The sequence below is a fragment of the Bacillus cereus group sp. N31 genome (genome assembly GCF_016483245.1).
GTDB lineage: Bacteria > Bacillota > Bacilli > Bacillales > Bacillaceae_G > Bacillus_A > Bacillus_A toyonensis.
In genome coordinates this window covers 1-19,723 of sequence record NZ_JAEHCH010000031.1, presented here as the reverse complement: position 1 = coordinate 19,723, position 19,723 = coordinate 1, and the positions used below count along the sequence as shown (strand labels likewise).

The following is a 19,723-nucleotide window of genomic DNA, read 5'->3' as shown; positions in this document are numbered from 1 at the left end:
GAGGTTTGCATAGTGAGCGAACGTAACCAACGCAAAGTTTATACTGGTCGTGTAGTGTCTGACAAAATGGACAAAACGATTACAGTTTTAGTTGAAACTTACAAAACTCATTCCTTGTACGGAAAACGTGTTAAGTATTCTAAGAAGTACAAAGCCCATGATGAGCAAAACCAAGCGAAACTTGGCGATATCGTTAAAATCATGGAAACTCGCCCGCTTTCTGCTACTAAGCGTTTCCGTTTAGTTGAAATCGTTGAAGAAGCGGTTATTATCTAAATAGACGAATCGGAATTTTTAGTCCGAAGGGAGGTTTCATAACATGATCCAACAAGAATCTCGTTTGAAAGTTGCTGACAACTCTGGTGCACGTGAACTTTTAACAATTAAAGTATTAGGCGGCTCTGGTCGTAAATATGCTAACATTGGTGATATTATCGTTGCTACGGTAAAACAAGCAACACCAGGTGGCGTTGTTAAAAAAGGTGACGTTGTTAAAGCAGTAGTAGTACGTACGAAGAGCGGAGCTCGTCGTCCGGACGGTTCTTACATCAAATTTGATGAAAACGCAGCGGTTATCATTAAAGACGATAAGAGCCCACGTGGTACTCGTATCTTCGGACCAGTAGCTCGTGAATTACGTGATAGCAACTTCATGAAGATCGTTTCTTTAGCTCCAGAAGTTCTATAATTTAAGGTATTGCCTTGCTAAGGAGGTGCAGAATTAAGATGCATGTAAAAAAAGGTGATAAAGTACAGGTAATCACTGGTAAAGACAAAGGAAAACAAGGCGTTATCCTTGTGGCTTTCCCAAAGCAAAACCGTGTTATCGTTGAGGGTGTCAATATCGTTAAGAAGCACTCTAAGCCATCTCAATTAAATCCACAAGGTGGAATTATTACTAAAGAAGCACCTATTCACGTTTCTAACGTTATGATTTTAGATCCGAAAACAGGTGAACCTACTCGTGTAGGCTTCAAAGTAGAAGATGGTAAAAAAGTTCGTATTGCAAAAAAATCTGGTGAATTATTAGATAAATAATTTTCTTAAGAAAGGAGGTCACTTCATTGAATCGCCTTAAAGAGAAGTTCCAAAAGGAAATTACTCCTGCTCTAGTGAGCAAGTTTAACTATAAATCTGTGATGGAAGTACCGAAAATCGAAAAGATCGTAATCAACACTGGTGTTGGTGACGCGGTATCTAACTCAAAAGCTTTAGACAATGCAGTAGAAGAATTAACACAAATCGCAGGTCAAAAACCTGTTGTAACTCGTGCTAAAAAATCAATCGCTGGTTTCCGTCTTCGTGAAGGTATGCCAATCGGTGCGAAAGTAACTTTACGCGGCGAGCAAATGTATGAGTTCTTCGACAAATTAGTGTCAGTTTCTTTACCACGTGTACGTGATTTCCGTGGTGTTTCTAAGAAATCATTCGATGGTCGTGGGAACTACACATTAGGTGTTAAAGAGCAACTTATCTTCCCTGAGATCGATTATGATAAAGTAAGCAAAGTCCGCGGTATGGACATCGTAATCGTTACTACAGCGAAAACTGATGAAGAAGCTCGTGAACTTTTAACACAATTCGGTATGCCATTCCAAAAATAATGGAAGCCAACGCTAAGTAGAGGAGGCGAAAACGTGGCTAAAAAATCTATGATAGCGAAACAAAAGCGTACTCCTAAGTTTAAAGTACAAGAGTATACACGTTGCGAACGCTGCGGTCGTCCGCATTCTGTATACCGCAAATTTAAACTTTGCCGTATTTGTTTCCGTGAACTTGCATATAAAGGTCAAATTCCTGGTGTTAAAAAAGCTAGTTGGTAAAACCCACAAATGGGAAGGAGGTAAAACACATGGTGATGACAGATCCAATTGCAGACATGCTTACTCGCATCCGTAATGCGAACATGGTACGTCATGAGAAATTAGAGGTTCCTGCTTCTAAAATCAAAAAAGAGATCGCTGAACTTTTAAAACGTGAAGGTTTCATTCGTGATGTAGAATACATCGAGGATAACAAACAAGGTATCCTTCGTATTTTCCTGAAATATGGTGCAAACAATGAACGTGTAATCACTGGATTAAAACGTATCAGTAAACCTGGCTTACGCGTTTACGCTAAAGCTGATGAAGTACCACGTGTACTTAACGGATTAGGTATCGCTCTTGTTTCTACATCTAAGGGAGTAATGACAGACAAAGATGCTCGTCAATTACAAACTGGTGGAGAAGTAGTAGCATACGTTTGGTAATATATATTTAAAACGAACGGAGGTGTGACCACATGTCTCGTATTGGTAAAAAGATTCTTGAAATCCCTGCAGGTGTTACTATTACAATTGCAGAAGACAATACTGTAACAGTAAAAGGCCCTAAAGGTGAATTAACTCGTAAATTCAATGCTGATATGTCTATCAAAATTGAAGAAAATACACTAACAGTTGAGCGTCCATCTGAACAGAAGGAACACCGTGCATTACACGGTACAACTCGTGCTTTAATCGGAAACATGGTTGAAGGTGTAACTACAGGTTTCGCACGCGGACTTGAATTAGTCGGTGTTGGTTACCGTGCTCAAAAACAAGGAGATAAACTTGTATTAAGCGTAGGTTATTCTCATCCAGTAGAAATGACTCCGGAAGCAGGTATCGAAGTTGAAGTACCTGCACCAACTAAAATCGTAATTAAAGGTATCGACAAGCAACGTGTTGGCGAATTTGCTGCTAACATCCGTGCTGTACGTGCTCCTGAGCCATATAAAGGTAAAGGTATTCGTTACGAAGGCGAAGTTGTTCGTCGTAAAGAAGGTAAAACTGCTAAGTAAACCCGTTAGGTGAGAGAAAGGAGTGACAAGAATGATCACTAAAGCTGATAAAAATGCGACTCGTAAGAAAAGACATGCACGTGTACGTGCTAAACTTACTGGTACTGCAGAACGTCCACGTTTAAACGTGTTCCGTTCTAACCAACATATTTACGCTCAAGTTATTGATGATGTGAATGGTGTAACGTTAGTAAGTGCATCTACTCTTGATAAAGACCTTGCTCTTAACGGTACTAGCAATACTGAAGCTGCTACGAAAGTTGGAGAATCAGTTGCTAAGCGTGCTGTAGAGAAAGGCGTTAAAGAAGTAGTATTCGATCGCGGTGGTTACTTATACCATGGCCGTGTTAAAGCTCTAGCTGAAGCTGCTCGTGAGGCTGGATTACAATTTTAATGGTCAAAGGAGGGAAAATTGATGCATCGCATTGACCCAAGTAAATTAGAACTTGAAGAACGTGTAGTTACGATAAATCGTGTCGCGAAAGTTGTTAAGGGTGGTCGTCGTTTCCGCTTTGCTGCACTAGTTGTAGTTGGCGATAAAAACGGTCATGTTGGATTCGGTACTGGTAAAGCACAAGAGGTACCAGACGCAATTCGCAAAGCTATCGAAGACGCTAAGAAAAACTTAATCGCTGTACCATTAGTTGGTACAACAATTCCACACACAATCAACGGTCATTTTGGAGCTGGTGAAGTATTCTTAAAACCTGCTGCTGAAGGTACTGGTGTTATTGCTGGTGGACCTGTTCGTGCGGTACTTGAATTAGCTGGTGTACAAGATATTCTTTCGAAATCTCTTGGTTCTAACACACCAATCAACATGATTCGCGCTACTGTGAACGGATTAAGCGAACTTAAGCGCGCTGAAGATGTTGCAAAATTACGCGGTAAATCTGTAGAAGAGCTACTAGGTTAAGGAGGGAAAACAAATGGCGAAAAAGTTAGAAATTACCCTCACTCGTAGTGTAATTGGTCGTCCACAAGATCAACGTGCGACGGTAGAAGCTTTAGGTCTTAAAAAGTTGAATTCAACTGTAGTTAAGGAAGAAACTCCTGCTATTCTTGGTATGATCAACAAAGTTTCTCACCTTATAACTGTAAAAGAAGCTTAAGGATAACTCATTAATATAAGGAGGTGCCTGGGAATGAAACTTCATGAATTAAAACCTGCAGAAGGTTCTCGTAAAGTACGTAACCGTGTCGGTCGTGGTATCGGTTCTGGTAACGGTAAAACTGCTGGTAAAGGTCATAAAGGACAAAACGCACGTTCTGGTGGCGGTGTTCGTCTTGGCTTCGAAGGTGGTCAAACTCCATTATTCCGTCGTTTACCAAAACGCGGCTTCACAAACATTAACCGTAAAGAGTTTACTATTGTAAACTTATCAACGTTAAATCGTTTTGAAGATGGTACAGAAGTAACACCTGAATTATTGCTGGAAACTGGCGTTATCAGCAAGTTAAACGACGGTGTTAAAATTCTTGCAAGCGGAGCAGTAGAGAAAAAATTAACTGTTAAAGCGCACAAGTTCTCTTCAAGTGCTAAAGAAGCAATTGAAGCAGCTGGCGGATCAGTTGAGGTGATCTAATGTTTCGTACAATCTCCAACTTTATGCGCGTTGCTGAGATAAGACGTAAAATATTATTCACTTTAGCGATGTTAATCGTATTCAGGATTGGCACGTTTATCCCAGTGCCATTTACAAATGGAGACGTACTGAAAGCACAAGATCAATTAAATGCCTTAGGTATCCTAAATACATTTGGCGGTGGCGCCTTGAAAAACTTCTCCATCTTCGCGATGGGAATCATGCCGTATATTACAGCATCCATCATCGTGCAATTATTGCAGATGGATGTTGTTCCTAAATTTTCGGAATGGTCGAAGCAAGGTGAAATGGGCCGTCGTAAACTAACGCAATTCACTCGTTACTTTACAATTGTTCTTGCGTTTATTCAGGGGTTTGGTATGTCAATCGGTTTTAACGGTATGGTAGGTGGGCAATTAATTTTGAATCCTGGTTGGAGCACTTATTTATACATTGCTACGGTACTGACTGCTGGTACTGCATTTTTAATGTGGTTAGGTGAACAGATTACAGCTAAAGGTGTAGGTAATGGTATTTCCATCCTTATCTTTGGTGGTATTGCCGCAGCGATCCCAAGTGTTATATCTCAAGTGTATCAACAACAGTTTCAAAATATCGGAGATCAATTGTTCATGAGTATCGTTAAAGTTGTATTGATCTTACTAGCTGTGCTAGCGGTTATTGTTGGTGTCATTTTCATTCAACAGGCTGTTAGAAAGATCCCAATTCAATATGCGAAGCGTGTAACAGGAGCGAATGGGAATCATGCTGGAGCACAAAACACTCATTTACCACTTAAGGTAAATAGTGCGGGTGTTATTCCAGTCATTTTTGCTGTTTCATTCTTAATTACACCTCCAACTATTGCACAGTTCTTCCCGAAACATGATGTATCGCAGTGGATTATTGCAAACTTTAACTATTCTCACCCAGTGGGAATGATCATATATGTTGCGCTCATTGTAGCCTTCACATATTTCTATGCATTTGTTCAGGTTAATCCAGAGCAAATGTCAGAGAATCTAAATAAGCAAGGTGGATATGTTCCAGGTATTCGTCCGGGTAAGAATACGGAACAATATTTAACAAAAATCTTGTATCGTTTGACCTTTGTAGGATCAATTTTCCTAGCAGCGATTGCAATCTTACCAGTTATCTTTACGAAATTGGGAAATCTTCCTCCATCTGCACAGATCGGTGGAACGAGTATGTTAATCGTTGTCGGCGTTGCTTTAGAAACAATGAAGCAGCTAGAAAGCCAACTGGTAAAACGCCATTACAAAGGGTTTATCAAGCAATGAGTAAGTGGGAAGGCTTGTCTTCCCTACATGCTCATGTACTGAGGGGGAACAAGGATGAACTTAATTTTAATGGGGCTTCCTGGTGCTGGTAAAGGTACACAAGCCGAACAGATTGTTGCCAAGTATAACATCCCTCACATCTCAACAGGAGATATGTTCCGTGCAGCTATGAAGGCTGAAACTGAAATGGGTTTACAAGCAAAATCTTTTATTGATAAAGGTGCTCTTGTTCCAGATGAAGTTACAATCGGAATCGTTCGTGAACGTTTAAGTCAAGAAGACTGTGTAAAAGGATTCTTATTAGATGGTTTCCCACGAACTGTTGCACAAGCATCAGCTCTTGAAGAGATTATGAAAGATCTTGGCAAAAAAATCGACTATGTTTTAAACATTAATGTGGATTCAGGGTTGTTATTAAAACGCCTTACAGGCCGTCGCATTTGTAAAGAGTGCGGTGCGACTTACCACTTAGAATTCAATCCACCAGCAAACGCTGATGTGTGCGATAAATGTGGTGGCGATTTATATCAACGCTCTGATGACAATGAAGAAACTGTAGCAAATCGTTTAGATGTAAATATTAAGCAAACAAAACCTTTGCTTGATTTCTATGAGGAGCTTGGTTACTTGCAAAGCATTAATGGTGAGCAAGACATCAATAAAGTATTTGCTGATATCGATGTTCTCATCGGAGGCTTAGCGTAATGATCATCTGCAAAACTCCTCGCGAGATAGAAATCATGCGAGAAGCTGGCAGGATCGTTGCTTTAACTCATCAAGAGTTGAAACAGCATATTACTCCAGGAATTACAACGAAAGAGCTCGATCAAATAGCGGAAAAGACGATTCAAAAATATGGTGCTACGCCATCTTTTAAAGGATACAACGGATTTCCGGGGAGCATATGTGCTTCTGTAAATGAAGAGCTTGTACACGGAATTCCAGGGAAGCGAAAGCTCGAAGAGGGCGATATCATCAGTATCGATATTGGTGCGAAATACAATGGGTACCATGGAGATTCTGCATGGACGTATCCAGTTGGAAACATTTCTGAATCTGTTCAAAAGCTACTTGATGTCACAGAAAAATCGTTGTATCTTGGTTTAGAACAAGTAAAACCAGGCGAAAGATTATCAAATATCTCACATGCGGTTCAAACCCATGCTGAAGAGAACGGATTCTCGATCGTTAGGGAGTATGTTGGTCACGGAATCGGGCAAGACTTACATGAGGACCCTCAAATCCCGCACTATGGTCCTCCAAATAGAGGCCCTAGATTAAAGCCGGGAATGGTCATCTGTGTTGAGCCGATGGTGAATCAAGGAAGACGATATGTAAAAACACTATCTGATGACTGGACAGTGGTAACGGTAGATGGTAAATGGTGTGCCCATTTTGAGCACACGATTGCTCTTACAGAAGCAGGATACGAAATCCTTACCACTTTATAAGTAGCTGGCTCTCCGGAATTTCAGAGCAGTGTAAAATGTTACTGATTTGAAGAAGGGAGAACTATTGAATGGCTAAAGATGATGTAATTGAAGTCGAAGGTACCGTTCTTGAAACGTTGCCAAATGCTATGTTCAAAGTAGAATTAGAGAATGGGCATGTCGTATTGGCTCACGTTTCTGGTAAAATCCGTATGAACTTCATTCGTATTTTACCAGGAGACAAAGTTACGGTAGAATTATCTCCGTACGATTTAAATCGTGGTCGTATTACGTACCGTTTTAAATAATATAGCACTCCGTAATCTTTAAGGAGGTTCGAGACATGAAAGTAAGACCGTCAGTTAAACCAATCTGCGAAAAATGTAAAGTTATTCGTAGACGTGGAAAAGTAATGGTTATTTGTGAAAACCCTAAACATAAACAAAAACAAGGTTAATCAGAAGGAGGTGCATTCAGAATGGCACGTATCGCAGGTGTAGATATTCCTCGAGACAAACGCGTTGTTATTTCTTTAACTTACGTATTCGGCATTGGTCGCACAACTGCTGAAAAAATTCTTACTGAAGCTGGTATTTCTTCAGAAACACGAGTTCGTGATTTAACGGAAGACGAACTAGGACGTATCCGTGATGTTATCGATAGCATTAAAGTTGAGGGAGACCTTCGTCGTGAAGTATCTCTTAACATTAAACGTCTAATGGAGATCGGTTCTTACCGTGGTCTTCGTCACCGTCGTGGTTTACCAGTTCGTGGTCAAAACTCTAAAAACAATGCTCGTACACGTAAAGGTCCACGTCGTACAGTAGCAAATAAAAAGAAATAATAAGTAAAGGAGGTTGAACTAACAATGGCACGTAAAACAAACACTCGTAAAAAACGTGTGAAAAAGAATATTGAAGCTGGTATAGCTCATATTCGTTCTACTTTCAACAACACAATCGTAACACTTACAGATACTCATGGTAACGCACTTTCTTGGTCTAGTGCTGGTGCACTTGGTTTCCGTGGATCTCGTAAGTCTACTCCATTCGCTGCGCAAATGGCTGCTGAAGCTGCTGCTAAAGTTGCAATGGAGCACGGTTTAAAAACTTTAGAGGTTACTGTTAAAGGTCCTGGTGCTGGTCGTGAAGCTGCAATTCGTGCTCTTCAAGCTGCAGGTCTAGAAGTAACAGCAATTAGAGATGTTACTCCAGTTCCTCATAATGGATGTCGTCCACCAAAACGTCGTCGTGTGTAATTTTTCTGTATAGAATTTTCCCTTTTGTCTATAATGGATATGATGCATTATCGAGAAATTTCGTACAGAAACATCGCTTGTTGTGCACAATCGGGAACTGCCTAAGGGGGACTTTCGGTTAATCAAAGGGGTATACCTTTGTTTAACCGGGGTTTCGACGTTTTGAAGGAGGGTTTAGTTAATGATTGAAATCGAAAAGCCGAAAATCGAAACGGTTGAACTTAACGAAGATGCTAAATATGGTAAATTCGTAATTGAACCGCTTGAGCGTGGATATGGTACTACTTTGGGTAACTCCTTACGTCGTATTCTTTTATCCTCACTCCCTGGTGCCGCTGTTACTGCTATCCAAATCGATGGCGTATTACATGAATTTTCAACAGTTGAGGGCGTAGTAGAAGACGTTACGACGATCATCTTAAACTTGAAAAAGTTAGCTCTTAAAATCTACTCTGAAGAAGAGAAGACGTTGGAAATTGATGTGCAGGGCGAAGGTATTGTCACAGCTGCTGATATTACTCACGATAGTGATGTAGAAATCTTAAATCCAGATTTACACATTGCAACGTTAGCAAAGGATGCGCATTTCCGCGTGCGTTTAACTGCAAAGCGTGGCCGTGGGTATACGCCAGCTGATGCAAATAAAAGCGAAGATCAACCAATAGGAGTAATTCCTATTGATTCTATTTATACTCCAGTATCACGTGTAACTTACCAAGTGGAAAAGACACGTGTCGGACAAGTGGCTAATTATGATAAGCTTACGCTTGATGTATGGACGGATGGAAGCATCGGGCCAAAAGAAGCTATCTCTTTAGGGGCCAAAATCTTAACTGAGCATTTAAATATCTTTGTTGGTTTAACTGATGAAGCACAAAATGCTGAGATTATGGTCGAGAAGGAAGAAGATCAAAAAGAGAAAGTTCTTGAGATGACTATCGAAGAACTAGATCTTTCTGTTCGTTCTTATAATTGCCTAAAACGTGCAGGAATTAATACTGTACAAGAGCTTGCGAACAAAACAGAAGAAGATATGATGAAAGTTCGTAACTTAGGACGTAAATCCTTAGAAGAAGTTAAACATAAACTTGAGGAATTAGGTTTAGGTTTACGTAAAGACGACTGAGGATTTAAACCCATCAACAAAGGAGGGAACTACGAATGGCATACAGAAAATTAGGCCGTACAAGTGCGCAACGTAAAGCTATGTTACGTGATTTAGCTACTGATTTAATTATCAACGAGCGCATCCAAACGACAGAAACTCGTGCAAAAGAACTTCGTTCTGTAGTGGAAAAAATGATCACTTTAGGTAAACGCGGAGATCTTCACGCTCGTCGTCAAGCAGCAGCTTTCATTCGCAATGAAGTTGCTAACGCTGAGACTGGTCAAGATGCACTTCAAAAATTATTCGCTGATGTAGCTCCACGCTATGCTGAGCGCCAAGGCGGATACACTCGTATTGCAAAAATTGGTCCACGTCGCGGAGACGCAGCACCAATGGTAATTATCGAGTTAGTATAATGATAATTAAAAGGGCAGGACAGTTCTTTTCAAGTAACTGGTCATGGCCCTTTTTTTTTAAATATAAAAAAGGCTAACTTGGCGAAGGAAAGGGTGCCTTGTATTGAAAAAAGAGAAACTTCGGACAGAAAATGTATCATTTCAATATCCTGGGGCAGCCTCGTATGCATTAAAAGATGTTTCGTTTTCCTTATATGAAGGAGAATGGGTATCTGTTATCGGACAAAATGGTTCAGGTAAATCTACACTTGCAAAATTATTGAATGGTTTGTTTTTGCCGGAATCAGGGACAATTACTGTAAATGATACAATGGTTTTATCAGAAGAAACGGTATGGGATGTTCGAAAACAAATTGGAATGGTATTTCAAAATCCAGATAATCAATTTGTTGGAACGACAGTACAAGATGACGTTGTATTTGGCTTAGAAAATATCGGAATGCCAAGGGAACAGATGGTAGAAAGATTAGAACAAGCCCTGCGACTTGTCCGTATGGAAGATTTTCTTAATGATGAGCCCCATTCGTTATCTGGTGGGCAAAAGCAGCGAGTTGCAATAGCAGGTGTTTTAGCACTTCAGCCATCTATTTTAATACTAGATGAAGCAACGTCAATGTTAGACCCTCAAGGGAGACGTGAAGTAGTAGAAACGGTTAGACAGCTTGTTAATCAAAAAGGTATTACCGTATTATCAATTACGCACGATTTAGAAGAAGCGGCACAGTCAGACCGTGTCATTATTTTAAACAAGGGAGAAATATTAGAGGAAGGGACCCCAAAGCAAATTTTCAAGTCCTCTCATATGCTCCAAGAAATTGGGTTAGATGTACCTTTTTCAGTAAAAATAGCAGAATTATTAAAAAGAAGTGAAATTCTTTTGCAAAATACGCATCTTACAATGGAAAGTTTGGTGAACGAACTTTGGAGATTACATTCCAAAAAGTAGAACATCGTTATCAATATAAAACTCCATTTGAAAGACGCGCGCTTTATGATGTAGACGTGTCGTTTCCAAGTGGAGGCTATTATGCCATTATCGGTCATACTGGTTCAGGTAAGTCGACGATGATTCAACATTTAAATGGTTTATTGCAGCCGACAAATGGTACGGTTCAAATTGGTGAACATTTAATTTCAGCAGGGAAGAAAGAGAAGAAGCTTAAGCCACTACGAAAAAAAGTAGGGGTTGTCTTTCAGTTCCCAGAACATCAGTTATTTGAAGAGACAGTGGAGAAAGATATTTGTTTTGGGCCTACTAATTTCGGTTTATCTGAAGAAGTGGCAAAGCAAAAGGCAAAAGATGCCATTCAGCTTGTTGGATTGGATATAGAGTTATTAGCACGTTCTCCGTTTGAATTAAGCGGTGGGCAAATGAGGCGTGTTGCAATAGCGGGCGTACTTGCGATGGAACCCGAAGTACTTGTATTAGATGAACCTACAGCGGGGCTTGATCCGAAAGGACAGCACGAGCTTATGGAGATGTTTTATAGTTTGCATAAGGAGCAGGGGCTTACAGTCATTCTTGTTACCCATAATATGGAGGATGCCGCTAAGTATGCAGATCAAATTGTGGTCATGCATAAAGGAACGGTCTTTTTGCAAGGAAGTGCAGAGGAAGTATTTTCACATGCTGATGAACTAGAACAAATTGGTGTGGACCTTCCGATGTCTTTAAAGTATAAACGTGCAATTGAAGAGAAGTTTGGTATTTCAATTCCAAAGGCTACCTTATCTTTAGAGGATCTTACTCATGAAGTTGTACAGGTGTTACGAAAAGGTGGTCATGAATCATGCAGCAGTTGATTATTGGGAGATACATTCCAGGTAAGTCACTCATTCATCAACTTGATCCTCGTACGAAGCTGTTGATTGTCTTTTTATATGTATTTGTTGTTTTCTTAGCAAATAATGCGATTTCATATGGATTTTTATTTTTATATGCACTCATTGCTTTATTTTTTGCAAAAGTGCCGATTCGTTATGTACTTTCGGGCTTAAAACCAATTTTATGGATTTTTCTTTTTACATTTTTCCTGCATATCTTCACAACTAAAGAAGGGGATGTACTATTCCAGCTTGGTTGGTTTTCAATACATGAAAAGGGATTAGAGCAAGGGATATACATTTCTATACGATTCTTTGTTATTATTTTAATGACGACATTATTAACGTTAACAACGACACCTATTGAGATTACAGATGGTTTGGAGACGTTATTAAAGCCGTTGAAGCGTATAAAGGTTCCTGTTCATGAAATCGCATTAATGATGTCTATTTCTCTTCGTTTTATTCCGACATTAATGGATGAAACGAGTAAAATTATGAAAGCACAAGCGTCACGTGGTATTGATTTTGCTGGAGGTCCGATAAAAGATAGGATGAAGGCAATTATTTCACTACTCGTTCCACTTTTTATTAGTGCTTTTAAGCGTGCTGAGGATTTAGCAATTGCGATGGAAGCACGTGGATATCGAAATGGTGAAGGACGAACTAAATTTAGGCAACTACGCTGGAAAATGAGCGATACAGTAACAATTATAAGTTTACTTTGTCTAGCTTGTATTTTAGTATGGTTGCGATTGTAATGGAGAACGGAAAGATGGAAAGAATAAAATGTACAGTTGCATATGATGGCATGCATTTTTGTGGTTACCAAATTCAACCACAGCATCGTACTGTTCAACAAGAAATAGAGAAGGCATTACAGAAATTGCATAAGGGTGAACTTGTTCGTGTTCAGGCATCAGGCAGAACGGATTCTACCGTTCATGCGAAAGGACAAGTCATACACTTTGATACACCTTTGTCTCTTGAAGAGTGGCAATGGAGTAATGCTTTAAACACAATGTTGCCAGATGATATTGTTATCAGGCAAGTAGAGAAGAAAACAGAAGAATTTCATGCACGTTACGGTGTTGAGAGAAAAGAATATCGTTATCGTGTATTATTATCAAAGACTGCGGATGTATTCCGTAGAAATTACGTATATCAATATCCATATCCGCTTGAAATAAACTCTATAAGAAAAGCGATTCCTTATTTTATTGGAACGCATGATTTCACTTCTTTTTGTTCGGCAAAAACTGACAAAAAAGATAAAGTGCGAACAATTTTTGAAATCGAGTTAATTGAGCAAGATGATGAATTAATTTTTCGTTTTGTAGGTAATGGATTTTTATATAATATGGTCAGAATTATTGTTGGTACGTTACTTAACGTAGGGCAAGGAAAGCTTGATCCTGATAGCATTCCAGAGATTTTAGCAAAACAAAATCGCCAGTTTGCTGGAAAGATGGCTCCAGGTCATGGACTTTACTTATGGCAAGTAAACTATAACAACTAATCCTGGTGTAACATTTGCTTGACATTAGAAACTCAAAAGTATATCATAACATATGGTATTGTTTCTAAAACCACGATTAGCCCCGGAAGGAAATCGTGTTTAAGATAAACAATAGATTTTTTCTATGGAAAAGATAACGAGGAGGGAAACACATGCGTACGACTTTTATGGCAAAAGCTAACGAAGTTGAGCGTAAATGGTATGTGGTTGATGCTGAAGGTCAAACTTTAGGTCGCCTATCTACTGAAGTAGCATCCATTTTACGTGGTAAAAACAAACCTACATTTACACCACACGTTGACACGGGTGATCATGTAATTATTATTAACGCTGAGAAAATTCATTTAACAGGTAATAAATTAAACGATAAAATTTACTACCGTCACACTAACCACCCAGGTGGACTTAAGCAAAGAACAGCTCTAGAAATGCGTACAAACTACCCTGTACAAATGTTAGAGCTTGCAATTAAAGGGATGCTTCCAAAAGGACGTTTAGGACGTCAAGTATCTAAGAAATTAAACGTGTATGCTGGAGCAGAGCATCCACACCAAGCACAAAAACCAGAAGTTTACGAACTTCGCGGATAATTAATTAAAGGAGGGCTTACTTTGGCACAGGTTCAATACTATGGCACTGGACGTCGTAAGAGTTCAGTAGCGCGCGTACGCCTAGTTCCAGGCGAAGGACGCGTTATCATTAACGGTCGTGATTTTGAAAACTATATCCCATTTGCTGCATTACGTGAAGTAGTTAAACAACCTCTAGTTGCAACAGAAACTTTAGGTAACTACGATGTACTTGTAAACGTAAATGGTGGTGGATACACTGGTCAAGCTGGTGCTATTCGTCACGGTATTTCTCGCGCTTTATTAAAAGCTGATCCAGAATACCGTCTAACACTAAAACGTGCAGGTCTATTAACTCGTGACGCACGTATGAAAGAGCGTAAAAAATACGGTCTTAAAGGCGCACGTCGTGCACCTCAGTTCTCAAAACGTTAATTTTTGCGAACTACAAACCTCAACCATTTTGGTTGGGGTTTTTTTATATTTAATTCCTCTTATTTATTTTTGAAGTTTGGAATATTTTAGTGCTACCGTCCCGCGTATGCTTCTTCTTTAGAAGTTTAGACTAATACGTATTAGGGAGGTTTTATAAGTACTATGAATGTCATTGTCAGCTTAAAAGAAAAACAAAAAGAAAAGCAATTAAAATACGAGCGGAAGATGCTACGAGAATTATCATTAAAAACGTTGCGTTCAAATATTCGTGATGCCTTTCACATGCAAGAGCTTCATCGTCAGTATGAAGATTACTGTATTGAACTAGGAATAGAATCTTATTTATTAGGAGCGAGATACAGTAAGTTTGGTTATTATGGCGAATCGTTCTTTGATGTGAAATATAGGGCTTTAGAAGAAGAGCAACAATTAACGGAAACACTATTTCAATTTTTAACGAGTATGACTTTACGAGAAATTAAGTTAAAAGATGAGGAATTACTTTTTGAATCTTGTCAGCAGTTTATCGGATTGTGGTGGCAGGAAGGATATGAAAAAGGTGAAAGAAGATATCGTTTAAAGCTACATTAAGACAAGCATAAACTTTCCTCTTGTCCCATATAAGTAATTAGAGGGACTAGCTGGAGGAGGAAAGGTATGAAGAGAATTCGAATTATCTCTTTTGCGCTCGCTGCGGTTGTTTTGTTTTTTTTAGTCAAACAAGAATTTCAAATTACAAAATCGTGGCGAGCGTGGAATTTACCCTTATCAGGGAAAGTAATTGTATTAGACGCAGGGCATGGTGGACCAGACGGAGGAGCTGTTGGTGGAAAGGATATTATAGAAAAAGACATAACTCTTGAAATTACAAAAAAAGTGCAAGATTATTTGCAAGAGCAAGGTGCATTAGTTATTTTGACACGTGAAGGAGATTATGATTTAGCTAACAAAGATACAAAGTCGTACAGTAGACGTAAAGCAGAGGATTTAAGAAGACGTGTGGAGATTATTAATAAGCCAGATGTCGATTTCTTTGCAAGTATTCATTTAAATGCATTAACTAGTAGTGGTTCTAAAGGAGCACAAACGTTCTACTATCGTTCTTTAACTGAAAATGAACGTGCTGCGAAGTTTATACAAGCTGAATTGAGAACGAGTTTAGAAAATACGAACCGTTCTGCTAAAACGATTTCTCATGTGTATTTATTAAAGTATGCGAAAACACCAGGCGCTTTAATTGAAGCTGGATTTTTATCGAATGTGAACGAAAGGTATATGTTAAATTCGGAAAAATATCAGCAAAAGGTAGCGGCTGCCGTATATCGAGGTATATTGCGTTATTTCACGGAAAAAGGAAATCCTCCAGAATAAGGGGGATTTTTTGAGTTTCTCTCGTTAACGAAGTTTTCGGAAAATATGTTATACTGAAAATGTAAACGCATTTATTTCAAGGATAAAGAGAGATAAATTCAATTAACATTACGTTATTTTTCATACAGGGGGCTGGGCTAATTATGGTAACGAAAGAGCAAGTAGTGGAAGCGTTAGAAGGGATTGTAGATCCGTTTTTACATAAAACGTTAAAAGAAACAAATGCAATTAAAGAGGTAACAGTCAAGCCGGAGAAGGAACATGTGAGTGTTAAAATTGCAATTGTAAAAACAGGTACTGCGGAACAAATGCAGTTGCAGTCGGGCATCGTAAAGTTAGTGAAGGAACTTGGGGCAGCAACAGTTGGACTTCGTTTTGCAGAATTTACAGAAGAGGAATTAGCTCAGTTTGTACCACCGCAAGAAGAAGAGCAAATTGAATCTTTATTGTCACCGAATTCAAAAACGACATTTTTAGCAGTTGCGAGTGGAAAAGGTGGAGTGGGAAAATCAACAGTCTCCGTTAACCTTGCCATTGCTTTAGCTCGTCTAGGGAAAAAAGTTGGTATCATTGATGCGGATATTTACGGTTTTAGTGTACCTGATATGATGGGGATAGAAAAACGTCCTATTGTAAGAGGAGATAAAATAATCCCAGTGGAGCGTCTAGGTGTAAAAGTAATCTCAATGGGATTCTTTGTGGAAGATAATGCACCGGTTATTTGGAGAGGACCTATGCTTGGGAAAATGTTAAATCATTTCTTCACAGAAGTAGAATGGGGTGATTTAGATTACTTAGTATTAGATTTACCGCCAGGTACAGGTGATGTTGCGCTAGACTTGCATTCCATGTTGCCGGCTTGTAAAGAGATTATAGTAACGACGCCTCATCCAACAGCGGCATTTGTAGCAGCGCGTGCTGGAGCGATGGCTTTGCGCACTGAACACAGTATTCTTGGTGTCGTTGAAAATATGGCGTATTTTGAAAGTAAAGTAACTGGTGAGAAGGAGTATGTATTTGGAAGAGGTGGAGGAGATAAATTAGCTGCCGAATTACAAACAGATGTAATAGGCCGCATTCCACTTCAACAACCTGATTGGAATAAAGAAGACTTCGCTCCTTCAGTATATGAAGATACGCATACAACGGGGATTATTTATCGCACGATAGCTGAAACAGTAATTGATAAAACAGCTGTCGCGCAAAAATAAAATAATAGTGAGTGGACGATATATATTGTCCACTCACTATTATAGTTATTATTTTTTACTGTTGTTCCTTACTCCCGCTTTGGGAGCCACCTTCGCCACCTGCATCTTTTTTATCAGGGCCACCTTTTTCAGCCTTTTGCACACCTTTACTAATAATATCAATCATCTTAGCTTGGAAGAGTGGGCTTTCAGTAGTTTCTGTTAGTACTTGTTGTAAATATTGACGGTATTCTTTACTCTTCATTGTTTGCAACATCATTTTTTCTACTTCAGGGTTTTTCATGATCTCTATAACGCCTGCTTGGTATTCAGGGTCTTTTAGTAAGGTTTTCATTAAATTTGTTTGTTCTTTCCCCATACTTTTAGCGAATTTCGATGAGAACTCAGGGTCTTTAAAGAGCTTTTCCCAGAATTGCTGCCCTTTGTCGGATACCATTGCATCTTCAATCGTTTTCTTTACTACTGTTTCATCTAGTATGAGTGCTTGTTTCATTTTTTCATCAGTTAATACATCTTGAATGGCCTTCTTACCTTGATCAGTTTTTAAAATATCAACAATCATTTTCTTTGTTTGATCGTAATCTAATTCGGATTTCGTTTCTTTTCCTTGTGCACATGCTACAAGTGCAATAAGTAGAAAAGAAGAAACGAAAACGAGTAGTATCCGTTTCATAAGTTGGAACTCCTTTCAACACAGTTCTCTCTTTTTAATATAAATATCTTTAAGGAATTTATACATGAACATGGCTAGCTTTTTGAAATTGTCATTGATACAATTTAATTAGAAATATAAGGATAATGGGGGATGTGTTGTGAATAGCCGCAAGTGGGTACGACTATTTTTAACGACGTTGTTTCTTGGTGGAGTCAGCACGGTTATTATTGGGTTTGTTTTGGAGTGGGACAAGTACGATAAATTTTTTCAAAATTTCGACGTAAGGGAGATTCTAGCAGTTTCTTTCTGGTTGATGGGTGTAGGGTTTATTTTTAGTGTTATAAGTCAAATGGGGTTCTTTGCCTATTTAACGATTCATCGTTTTGGACTAGGTATGTTCCGATCGTCATCTTTATGGAATGTAGTCCAGCTCTTCTTTATTGCATTCGTTTTATTCGATTTTGTGTATTTAAGATCTGTACTCATTGCAAATGGAGAAGTTTCATTAGGGAATAACATACTTGTTGCTGGAATATTATTTGTGTTTGGAGCGATTGTTGCTTATATAAAAAGTAAAGAAACAAATAAAAAAGCATTTGTGCCTGCCCTGTTCTTTATGGTTGTTGTAACAATTCTTGAATGGGTTCCAGCACTAAGGATTAATGATACAGATTGGTTATATTTAATGGTTATACCACTTTTATTATGTAATGCATATCAGTTACTTATATTACATCGTTTAATCGGAAAAACGAGTAAAGCTGCTTAATTGAAAAGTACTTTTGAATTTTTACGCAGCGATAGTTATACTACGAGAAATAGTGAGATGGAAATAGCTCTATTACCTTTCGATAAGGTAATAGAGCTATTTATGTGTAAAGGGTAGCAGAAAAGAAACTACTTCACATCTTCACTTTTCGTACTTGTGTTGGAAATGAGTTGTGATACGGATATTTGTTGATATCCGTCACTCTTTAACTTTTGTAGAAGTAGCGGTAAAGCTTTATTTGTTTGAAGAGCAGAATCAGATGCGTGTAATAAGACAATATCTCCACCCTTCAAATTATTAGAGACAGTGGAAACGATAGTATTTACACCTGGATTTTTCCAATCATTTGAATTATTACTCCAATGAACGACAGTGTATCCGAGCGATTCTGCGATTTTAAGAGTTGCTTTGTTGAATTCACCACTAGGTGGACGCAATAGCTTGACTTGTTTTACGCCAAGTTTCGTAAAAACATCTTGGGCTCGTAAAAGATCTCTTCTTATTTCATTCGGCTCTAGAGAAGTGTAAGACGTGTAATTATAACCCATACTACCGATTTCATGTCCATCTTTCATGATACGTTCGACGATATCGGGGTGTCTTTCGGCCCATGCAGCAGAAAGGAAGAAGGTTGCATTCTTAATTTCTCTTTCTTTGAGTGTCTCAAGGATTGGAATCGCTTTTTTGTCTCCCCAACTAATATCAAACGTGAACGCAACTTGTTTTTTAGCAGTATCTCCTTTGTAAATTACCTTAGGACCTGTAGCAGTTGAAAAAGCAGATTCATGTGAATATGTTTTTAAAAAGAGTAGCCATGCTGTAAATAAGGAAAGTATCACTATTAAGCTAATGTGTTTAAAAGTTCTTTTGCTCGTAATAAAAAAGAAAAACATAATATTACGCCCCTTTGTCCAATCCTTTTCAGTTACATATATGCTTTAAATATAAAAAAGAGAACAAGGGATTAATATCGTAAGTGGTGGATATAATAAATGATAGGATTTTGATGATTTGTTTTTGATAAGTAAAAATGAACGGAACTTGTATTGCTCTGTAAGGAATGAGTGAGGTGATGATTTGCTTGGGCTTATGTTGACGAGAGAAGAGAAAAAAGAAATGGAATACATATTGAAGAGAGAGTTAGAGGAACTTTTATTTGATTTTGAAGATGAGCGTATTCATGAGGTTGTAAAAAAAGCGATGGAAGAAAGATATAAAATCATTTTTTGTTTATTTCGAAGAGTTGCTAACGCAGAAGAATGTATTCGTTATGTAAGAAAAAGAATTTTTTATTAAAAAGTGTTGACGTTAATGATTAGTATATGGTAAATTAATAAACGTCGCTGATGCGGAAACGCAGAAAACGACAAGAAAGAAATTGAAAAACTTAGTTGACATCGAAAAACGAAGATGTTAACATAAGGAAGTCGCAAATGAGCGACCAAGTA

The 19,723-nt window shown here is 38.5% G+C and carries 33 protein-coding genes; 31 read left to right on the top strand and 2 right to left on the bottom strand.

The window, feature by feature from the left end; all coding sequences use genetic code 11:
- Positions 1 to 12 precede the first annotated feature (12 nt).
- The 29 genes from rpsQ to JDS81_RS26010 all read left to right on the top strand — a co-directional run bounded on the left by rpsQ (position 13) and on the right by JDS81_RS26010 (position 16,851).
- Complete coding sequence (rpsQ, locus tag JDS81_RS26150; RefSeq protein WP_000004106.1) at positions 13 to 276, top strand: 30S ribosomal protein S17; 264 nt, start codon at positions 13 to 15, stop codon at positions 274 to 276.
- A 43-nt stretch (positions 277 to 319) separates the two neighbouring features.
- On the top strand, positions 320 to 688 hold the full coding sequence (gene rplN / locus JDS81_RS26145) for a 50S ribosomal protein L14 (RefSeq protein ID WP_000615912.1): 369 nt from the start codon (positions 320 to 322) through the stop codon (positions 686 to 688).
- Between the two features lie 38 nt (positions 689 to 726).
- On the top strand, positions 727 to 1,038 hold the full coding sequence (gene rplX, locus JDS81_RS26140; protein WP_000558200.1) for a 50S ribosomal protein L24: 312 nt from the start codon (positions 727 to 729) through the stop codon (positions 1,036 to 1,038).
- Positions 1,039 to 1,064: 26 nt separating this feature from the next.
- Complete coding sequence (gene rplE / locus JDS81_RS26135; RefSeq protein WP_001080829.1) at positions 1,065 to 1,604, top strand: 50S ribosomal protein L5; 540 nt, start codon at positions 1,065 to 1,067, stop codon at positions 1,602 to 1,604.
- 33 nt (positions 1,605 to 1,637) lie between these two features.
- Positions 1,638 to 1,823 (top strand): 30S ribosomal protein S14, encoded by a 186-nt coding sequence (rpsN, locus tag JDS81_RS26130; protein ID WP_001085700.1) that lies wholly within the window; start codon positions 1,638 to 1,640, stop codon positions 1,821 to 1,823.
- A gap of 29 nt (positions 1,824 to 1,852) precedes the next feature.
- A complete protein-coding gene (gene rpsH, locus JDS81_RS26125; RefSeq protein WP_000245511.1) occupies positions 1,853 to 2,251 on the top strand; it encodes a 30S ribosomal protein S8 in 399 nt (132 codons plus the stop codon).
- A gap of 32 nt (positions 2,252 to 2,283) precedes the next feature.
- A complete protein-coding gene (gene rplF, locus JDS81_RS26120; RefSeq protein WP_000086552.1) occupies positions 2,284 to 2,823 on the top strand; it encodes a 50S ribosomal protein L6 in 540 nt (179 codons plus the stop codon).
- 31 nt (positions 2,824 to 2,854) lie between these two features.
- Entirely contained in the window at positions 2,855 to 3,217 is a 363-nt protein-coding gene (gene rplR, locus JDS81_RS26115; RefSeq protein ID WP_000628818.1) for a 50S ribosomal protein L18, read from the top strand.
- A gap of 21 nt (positions 3,218 to 3,238) precedes the next feature.
- Complete coding sequence (rpsE, locus tag JDS81_RS26110) at positions 3,239 to 3,739, top strand: 30S ribosomal protein S5 (protein ID WP_000554646.1); 501 nt, start codon at positions 3,239 to 3,241, stop codon at positions 3,737 to 3,739.
- A gap of 13 nt (positions 3,740 to 3,752) precedes the next feature.
- Positions 3,753 to 3,935 carry a 50S ribosomal protein L30 gene (rpmD, locus tag JDS81_RS26105; protein WP_001085231.1) on the top strand — a complete coding sequence of 61 codons (183 nt, stop codon included), beginning with the start codon at positions 3,753 to 3,755 and terminating at the stop codon, positions 3,933 to 3,935.
- Positions 3,936 to 3,968: 33 nt separating this feature from the next.
- Positions 3,969 to 4,409: a 50S ribosomal protein L15 gene (gene rplO / locus JDS81_RS26100; protein ID WP_000766083.1), complete on the top strand. Its 441-nt coding sequence runs from the start codon at positions 3,969 to 3,971 to the stop codon at positions 4,407 to 4,409.
- A complete protein-coding gene (gene secY, locus JDS81_RS26095) occupies positions 4,409 to 5,710 on the top strand; it encodes a preprotein translocase subunit SecY (RefSeq protein ID WP_000490120.1) in 1,302 nt (433 codons plus the stop codon). The genes rplO and secY overlap by 1 nt, the downstream gene beginning before the upstream one ends.
- Positions 5,711 to 5,764: 54 nt before the next feature.
- Positions 5,765 to 6,415, top strand: coding sequence for an adenylate kinase (locus JDS81_RS26090; RefSeq protein WP_001048990.1), 651 nt, complete (start codon positions 5,765 to 5,767; stop codon positions 6,413 to 6,415).
- A complete protein-coding gene (map, locus tag JDS81_RS26085) occupies positions 6,415 to 7,161 on the top strand; it encodes a type I methionyl aminopeptidase (protein ID WP_000582534.1) in 747 nt (248 codons plus the stop codon). The genes JDS81_RS26090 and map overlap by 1 nt, the downstream gene beginning before the upstream one ends.
- A gap of 68 nt (positions 7,162 to 7,229) precedes the next feature.
- Positions 7,230 to 7,448 (top strand): translation initiation factor IF-1, encoded by a 219-nt coding sequence (gene infA / locus JDS81_RS26080; protein ID WP_001029884.1) that lies wholly within the window; start codon positions 7,230 to 7,232, stop codon positions 7,446 to 7,448.
- Positions 7,449 to 7,483: 35 nt separating this feature from the next.
- Positions 7,484 to 7,597 carry a 50S ribosomal protein L36 gene (gene rpmJ / locus JDS81_RS26075; protein ID WP_000868344.1) on the top strand — a complete coding sequence of 38 codons (114 nt, stop codon included), beginning with the start codon at positions 7,484 to 7,486 and terminating at the stop codon, positions 7,595 to 7,597.
- A gap of 21 nt (positions 7,598 to 7,618) precedes the next feature.
- Positions 7,619 to 7,984 carry a 30S ribosomal protein S13 gene (rpsM, locus tag JDS81_RS26070; protein WP_000090793.1) on the top strand — a complete coding sequence of 122 codons (366 nt, stop codon included), beginning with the start codon at positions 7,619 to 7,621 and terminating at the stop codon, positions 7,982 to 7,984.
- Between the two features lie 24 nt (positions 7,985 to 8,008).
- Positions 8,009 to 8,398, top strand: coding sequence for a 30S ribosomal protein S11 (rpsK, locus tag JDS81_RS26065; protein WP_000101797.1), 390 nt, complete (start codon positions 8,009 to 8,011; stop codon positions 8,396 to 8,398).
- Positions 8,399 to 8,579: 181 nt separating this feature from the next.
- Complete coding sequence (locus tag JDS81_RS26060; RefSeq protein ID WP_000569643.1) at positions 8,580 to 9,524, top strand: DNA-directed RNA polymerase subunit alpha; 945 nt, start codon at positions 8,580 to 8,582, stop codon at positions 9,522 to 9,524.
- Positions 9,525 to 9,559: 35 nt separating this feature from the next.
- Complete coding sequence (gene rplQ, locus JDS81_RS26055; protein WP_000331490.1) at positions 9,560 to 9,922, top strand: 50S ribosomal protein L17; 363 nt, start codon at positions 9,560 to 9,562, stop codon at positions 9,920 to 9,922.
- A gap of 103 nt (positions 9,923 to 10,025) precedes the next feature.
- Entirely contained in the window at positions 10,026 to 10,868 is an 843-nt protein-coding gene (locus tag JDS81_RS26050) for an energy-coupling factor ABC transporter ATP-binding protein (RefSeq protein WP_000711788.1), read from the top strand.
- Entirely contained in the window at positions 10,844 to 11,725 is an 882-nt protein-coding gene (locus tag JDS81_RS26045) for an energy-coupling factor ABC transporter ATP-binding protein (protein WP_000406524.1), read from the top strand. Before JDS81_RS26050 ends, JDS81_RS26045 begins: the two co-directional genes overlap by 25 nt.
- The gene (locus JDS81_RS26040; protein ID WP_001186520.1) at positions 11,713 to 12,507 is read left to right on the top strand and encodes an energy-coupling factor transporter transmembrane component T family protein; all 795 of its coding nucleotides are present in this window, start codon (positions 11,713 to 11,715) and stop codon (positions 12,505 to 12,507) included. Before JDS81_RS26045 ends, JDS81_RS26040 begins: the two co-directional genes overlap by 13 nt.
- Positions 12,508 to 12,521: 14 nt before the next feature.
- The gene (gene truA / locus JDS81_RS26035; protein WP_000439681.1) at positions 12,522 to 13,265 is read left to right on the top strand and encodes a tRNA pseudouridine(38-40) synthase TruA; all 744 of its coding nucleotides are present in this window, start codon (positions 12,522 to 12,524) and stop codon (positions 13,263 to 13,265) included.
- 152 nt (positions 13,266 to 13,417) lie between these two features.
- The gene (gene rplM / locus JDS81_RS26030; RefSeq protein ID WP_001260795.1) at positions 13,418 to 13,855 is read left to right on the top strand and encodes a 50S ribosomal protein L13; all 438 of its coding nucleotides are present in this window, start codon (positions 13,418 to 13,420) and stop codon (positions 13,853 to 13,855) included.
- 21 nt (positions 13,856 to 13,876) lie between these two features.
- The gene (rpsI, locus tag JDS81_RS26025) at positions 13,877 to 14,269 is read left to right on the top strand and encodes a 30S ribosomal protein S9 (protein ID WP_000079986.1); all 393 of its coding nucleotides are present in this window, start codon (positions 13,877 to 13,879) and stop codon (positions 14,267 to 14,269) included.
- A gap of 162 nt (positions 14,270 to 14,431) precedes the next feature.
- Complete coding sequence (locus JDS81_RS26020; RefSeq protein ID WP_097954580.1) at positions 14,432 to 14,860, top strand: DUF2521 family protein; 429 nt, start codon at positions 14,432 to 14,434, stop codon at positions 14,858 to 14,860.
- 66 nt (positions 14,861 to 14,926) lie between these two features.
- A complete protein-coding gene (gene cwlD, locus JDS81_RS26015; protein WP_000822443.1) occupies positions 14,927 to 15,640 on the top strand; it encodes an N-acetylmuramoyl-L-alanine amidase CwlD in 714 nt (237 codons plus the stop codon).
- A 143-nt stretch (positions 15,641 to 15,783) separates the two neighbouring features.
- Complete coding sequence (locus tag JDS81_RS26010) at positions 15,784 to 16,851, top strand: Mrp/NBP35 family ATP-binding protein (protein WP_000256618.1); 1,068 nt, start codon at positions 15,784 to 15,786, stop codon at positions 16,849 to 16,851.
- Positions 16,852 to 16,906: 55 nt separating this feature from the next.
- Here the strand turns inward: JDS81_RS26010 and gerD are convergent, their stop codons facing one another.
- Positions 16,907 to 17,524: a spore germination lipoprotein GerD gene (gerD, locus tag JDS81_RS26005; protein ID WP_097954579.1), complete on the bottom strand. Its 618-nt coding sequence runs from the start codon at positions 17,522 to 17,524 to the stop codon at positions 16,907 to 16,909.
- A 139-nt stretch (positions 17,525 to 17,663) separates the two neighbouring features.
- Between gerD and kbaA the strand changes: the two genes are divergently transcribed.
- A complete protein-coding gene (gene kbaA / locus JDS81_RS26000) occupies positions 17,664 to 18,275 on the top strand; it encodes a KinB signaling pathway activation protein KbaA (RefSeq protein WP_097954578.1) in 612 nt (203 codons plus the stop codon).
- 128 nt (positions 18,276 to 18,403) lie between these two features.
- On the opposite strand, the gene pdaB is transcribed toward kbaA, so the two are convergent.
- A complete protein-coding gene (pdaB, locus tag JDS81_RS25995) occupies positions 18,404 to 19,168 on the bottom strand; it encodes a polysaccharide deacetylase family sporulation protein PdaB (protein ID WP_000464721.1) in 765 nt (254 codons plus the stop codon).
- A 184-nt stretch (positions 19,169 to 19,352) separates the two neighbouring features.
- On the opposite strand from pdaB, the gene JDS81_RS25990 reads away from it, so the two are divergent.
- Positions 19,353 to 19,571, top strand: coding sequence for a hypothetical protein (locus JDS81_RS25990; protein ID WP_097954577.1), 219 nt, complete (start codon positions 19,353 to 19,355; stop codon positions 19,569 to 19,571).
- Positions 19,572 to 19,723: the final 152 nt, after the last annotated feature.

Excerpts from the sequence above, each read along its gene's own strand:
- rplN (WP_000615912.1), top strand. The coding sequence starts at position 320 with ATGATCCAACAAGAATCTCGTTTGAAAGTTGCTGACAACTCTGGTGCA.
- rplX (WP_000558200.1), top strand. The coding sequence starts at position 727 with ATGCATGTAAAAAAAGGTGATAAAGTACAGGTAATCACTGGTAAAGAC.
- rpsH (WP_000245511.1), top strand. The coding sequence starts at position 1,853 with ATGGTGATGACAGATCCAATTGCAGACATGCTTACTCGCATCCGTAAT.
- rplF (WP_000086552.1), top strand. The coding sequence starts at position 2,284 with ATGTCTCGTATTGGTAAAAAGATTCTTGAAATCCCTGCAGGTGTTACT.
- rplR (WP_000628818.1), top strand. The coding sequence starts at position 2,855 with ATGATCACTAAAGCTGATAAAAATGCGACTCGTAAGAAAAGACATGCA.
- rpsE (WP_000554646.1), top strand. The coding sequence starts at position 3,239 with ATGCATCGCATTGACCCAAGTAAATTAGAACTTGAAGAACGTGTAGTT.
- rpmD (WP_001085231.1), top strand. The coding sequence starts at position 3,753 with ATGGCGAAAAAGTTAGAAATTACCCTCACTCGTAGTGTAATTGGTCGT.
- rplO (WP_000766083.1), top strand. The coding sequence starts at position 3,969 with ATGAAACTTCATGAATTAAAACCTGCAGAAGGTTCTCGTAAAGTACGT.
- secY (WP_000490120.1), top strand. The coding sequence starts at position 4,409 with ATGTTTCGTACAATCTCCAACTTTATGCGCGTTGCTGAGATAAGACGT.
- JDS81_RS26090 (WP_001048990.1), top strand. The coding sequence starts at position 5,765 with ATGAACTTAATTTTAATGGGGCTTCCTGGTGCTGGTAAAGGTACACAA.
- map (WP_000582534.1), top strand. The coding sequence starts at position 6,415 with ATGATCATCTGCAAAACTCCTCGCGAGATAGAAATCATGCGAGAAGCT.
- infA (WP_001029884.1), top strand. The coding sequence starts at position 7,230 with ATGGCTAAAGATGATGTAATTGAAGTCGAAGGTACCGTTCTTGAAACG.
- rpmJ (WP_000868344.1), top strand. The coding sequence starts at position 7,484 with ATGAAAGTAAGACCGTCAGTTAAACCAATCTGCGAAAAATGTAAAGTT.
- rpsM (WP_000090793.1), top strand. The coding sequence starts at position 7,619 with ATGGCACGTATCGCAGGTGTAGATATTCCTCGAGACAAACGCGTTGTT.
- rpsK (WP_000101797.1), top strand. The coding sequence starts at position 8,009 with ATGGCACGTAAAACAAACACTCGTAAAAAACGTGTGAAAAAGAATATT.
- JDS81_RS26060 (WP_000569643.1), top strand. The coding sequence starts at position 8,580 with ATGATTGAAATCGAAAAGCCGAAAATCGAAACGGTTGAACTTAACGAA.
- rplQ (WP_000331490.1), top strand. The coding sequence starts at position 9,560 with ATGGCATACAGAAAATTAGGCCGTACAAGTGCGCAACGTAAAGCTATG.
- JDS81_RS26040 (WP_001186520.1), top strand. The coding sequence starts at position 11,713 with ATGCAGCAGTTGATTATTGGGAGATACATTCCAGGTAAGTCACTCATT.
- truA (WP_000439681.1), top strand. The coding sequence starts at position 12,522 with ATGGAAAGAATAAAATGTACAGTTGCATATGATGGCATGCATTTTTGT.
- rplM (WP_001260795.1), top strand. The coding sequence starts at position 13,418 with ATGCGTACGACTTTTATGGCAAAAGCTAACGAAGTTGAGCGTAAATGG.
- JDS81_RS26020 (WP_097954580.1), top strand. The coding sequence starts at position 14,432 with ATGAATGTCATTGTCAGCTTAAAAGAAAAACAAAAAGAAAAGCAATTA.
- cwlD (WP_000822443.1), top strand. The coding sequence starts at position 14,927 with ATGAAGAGAATTCGAATTATCTCTTTTGCGCTCGCTGCGGTTGTTTTG.
- JDS81_RS26010 (WP_000256618.1), top strand. The coding sequence starts at position 15,784 with ATGGTAACGAAAGAGCAAGTAGTGGAAGCGTTAGAAGGGATTGTAGAT.
- gerD (WP_097954579.1), bottom strand. The coding sequence starts at position 17,524 with ATGAAACGGATACTACTCGTTTTCGTTTCTTCTTTTCTACTTATTGCA.
- pdaB (WP_000464721.1), bottom strand. The coding sequence starts at position 19,168 with ATGTTTTTCTTTTTTATTACGAGCAAAAGAACTTTTAAACACATTAGC.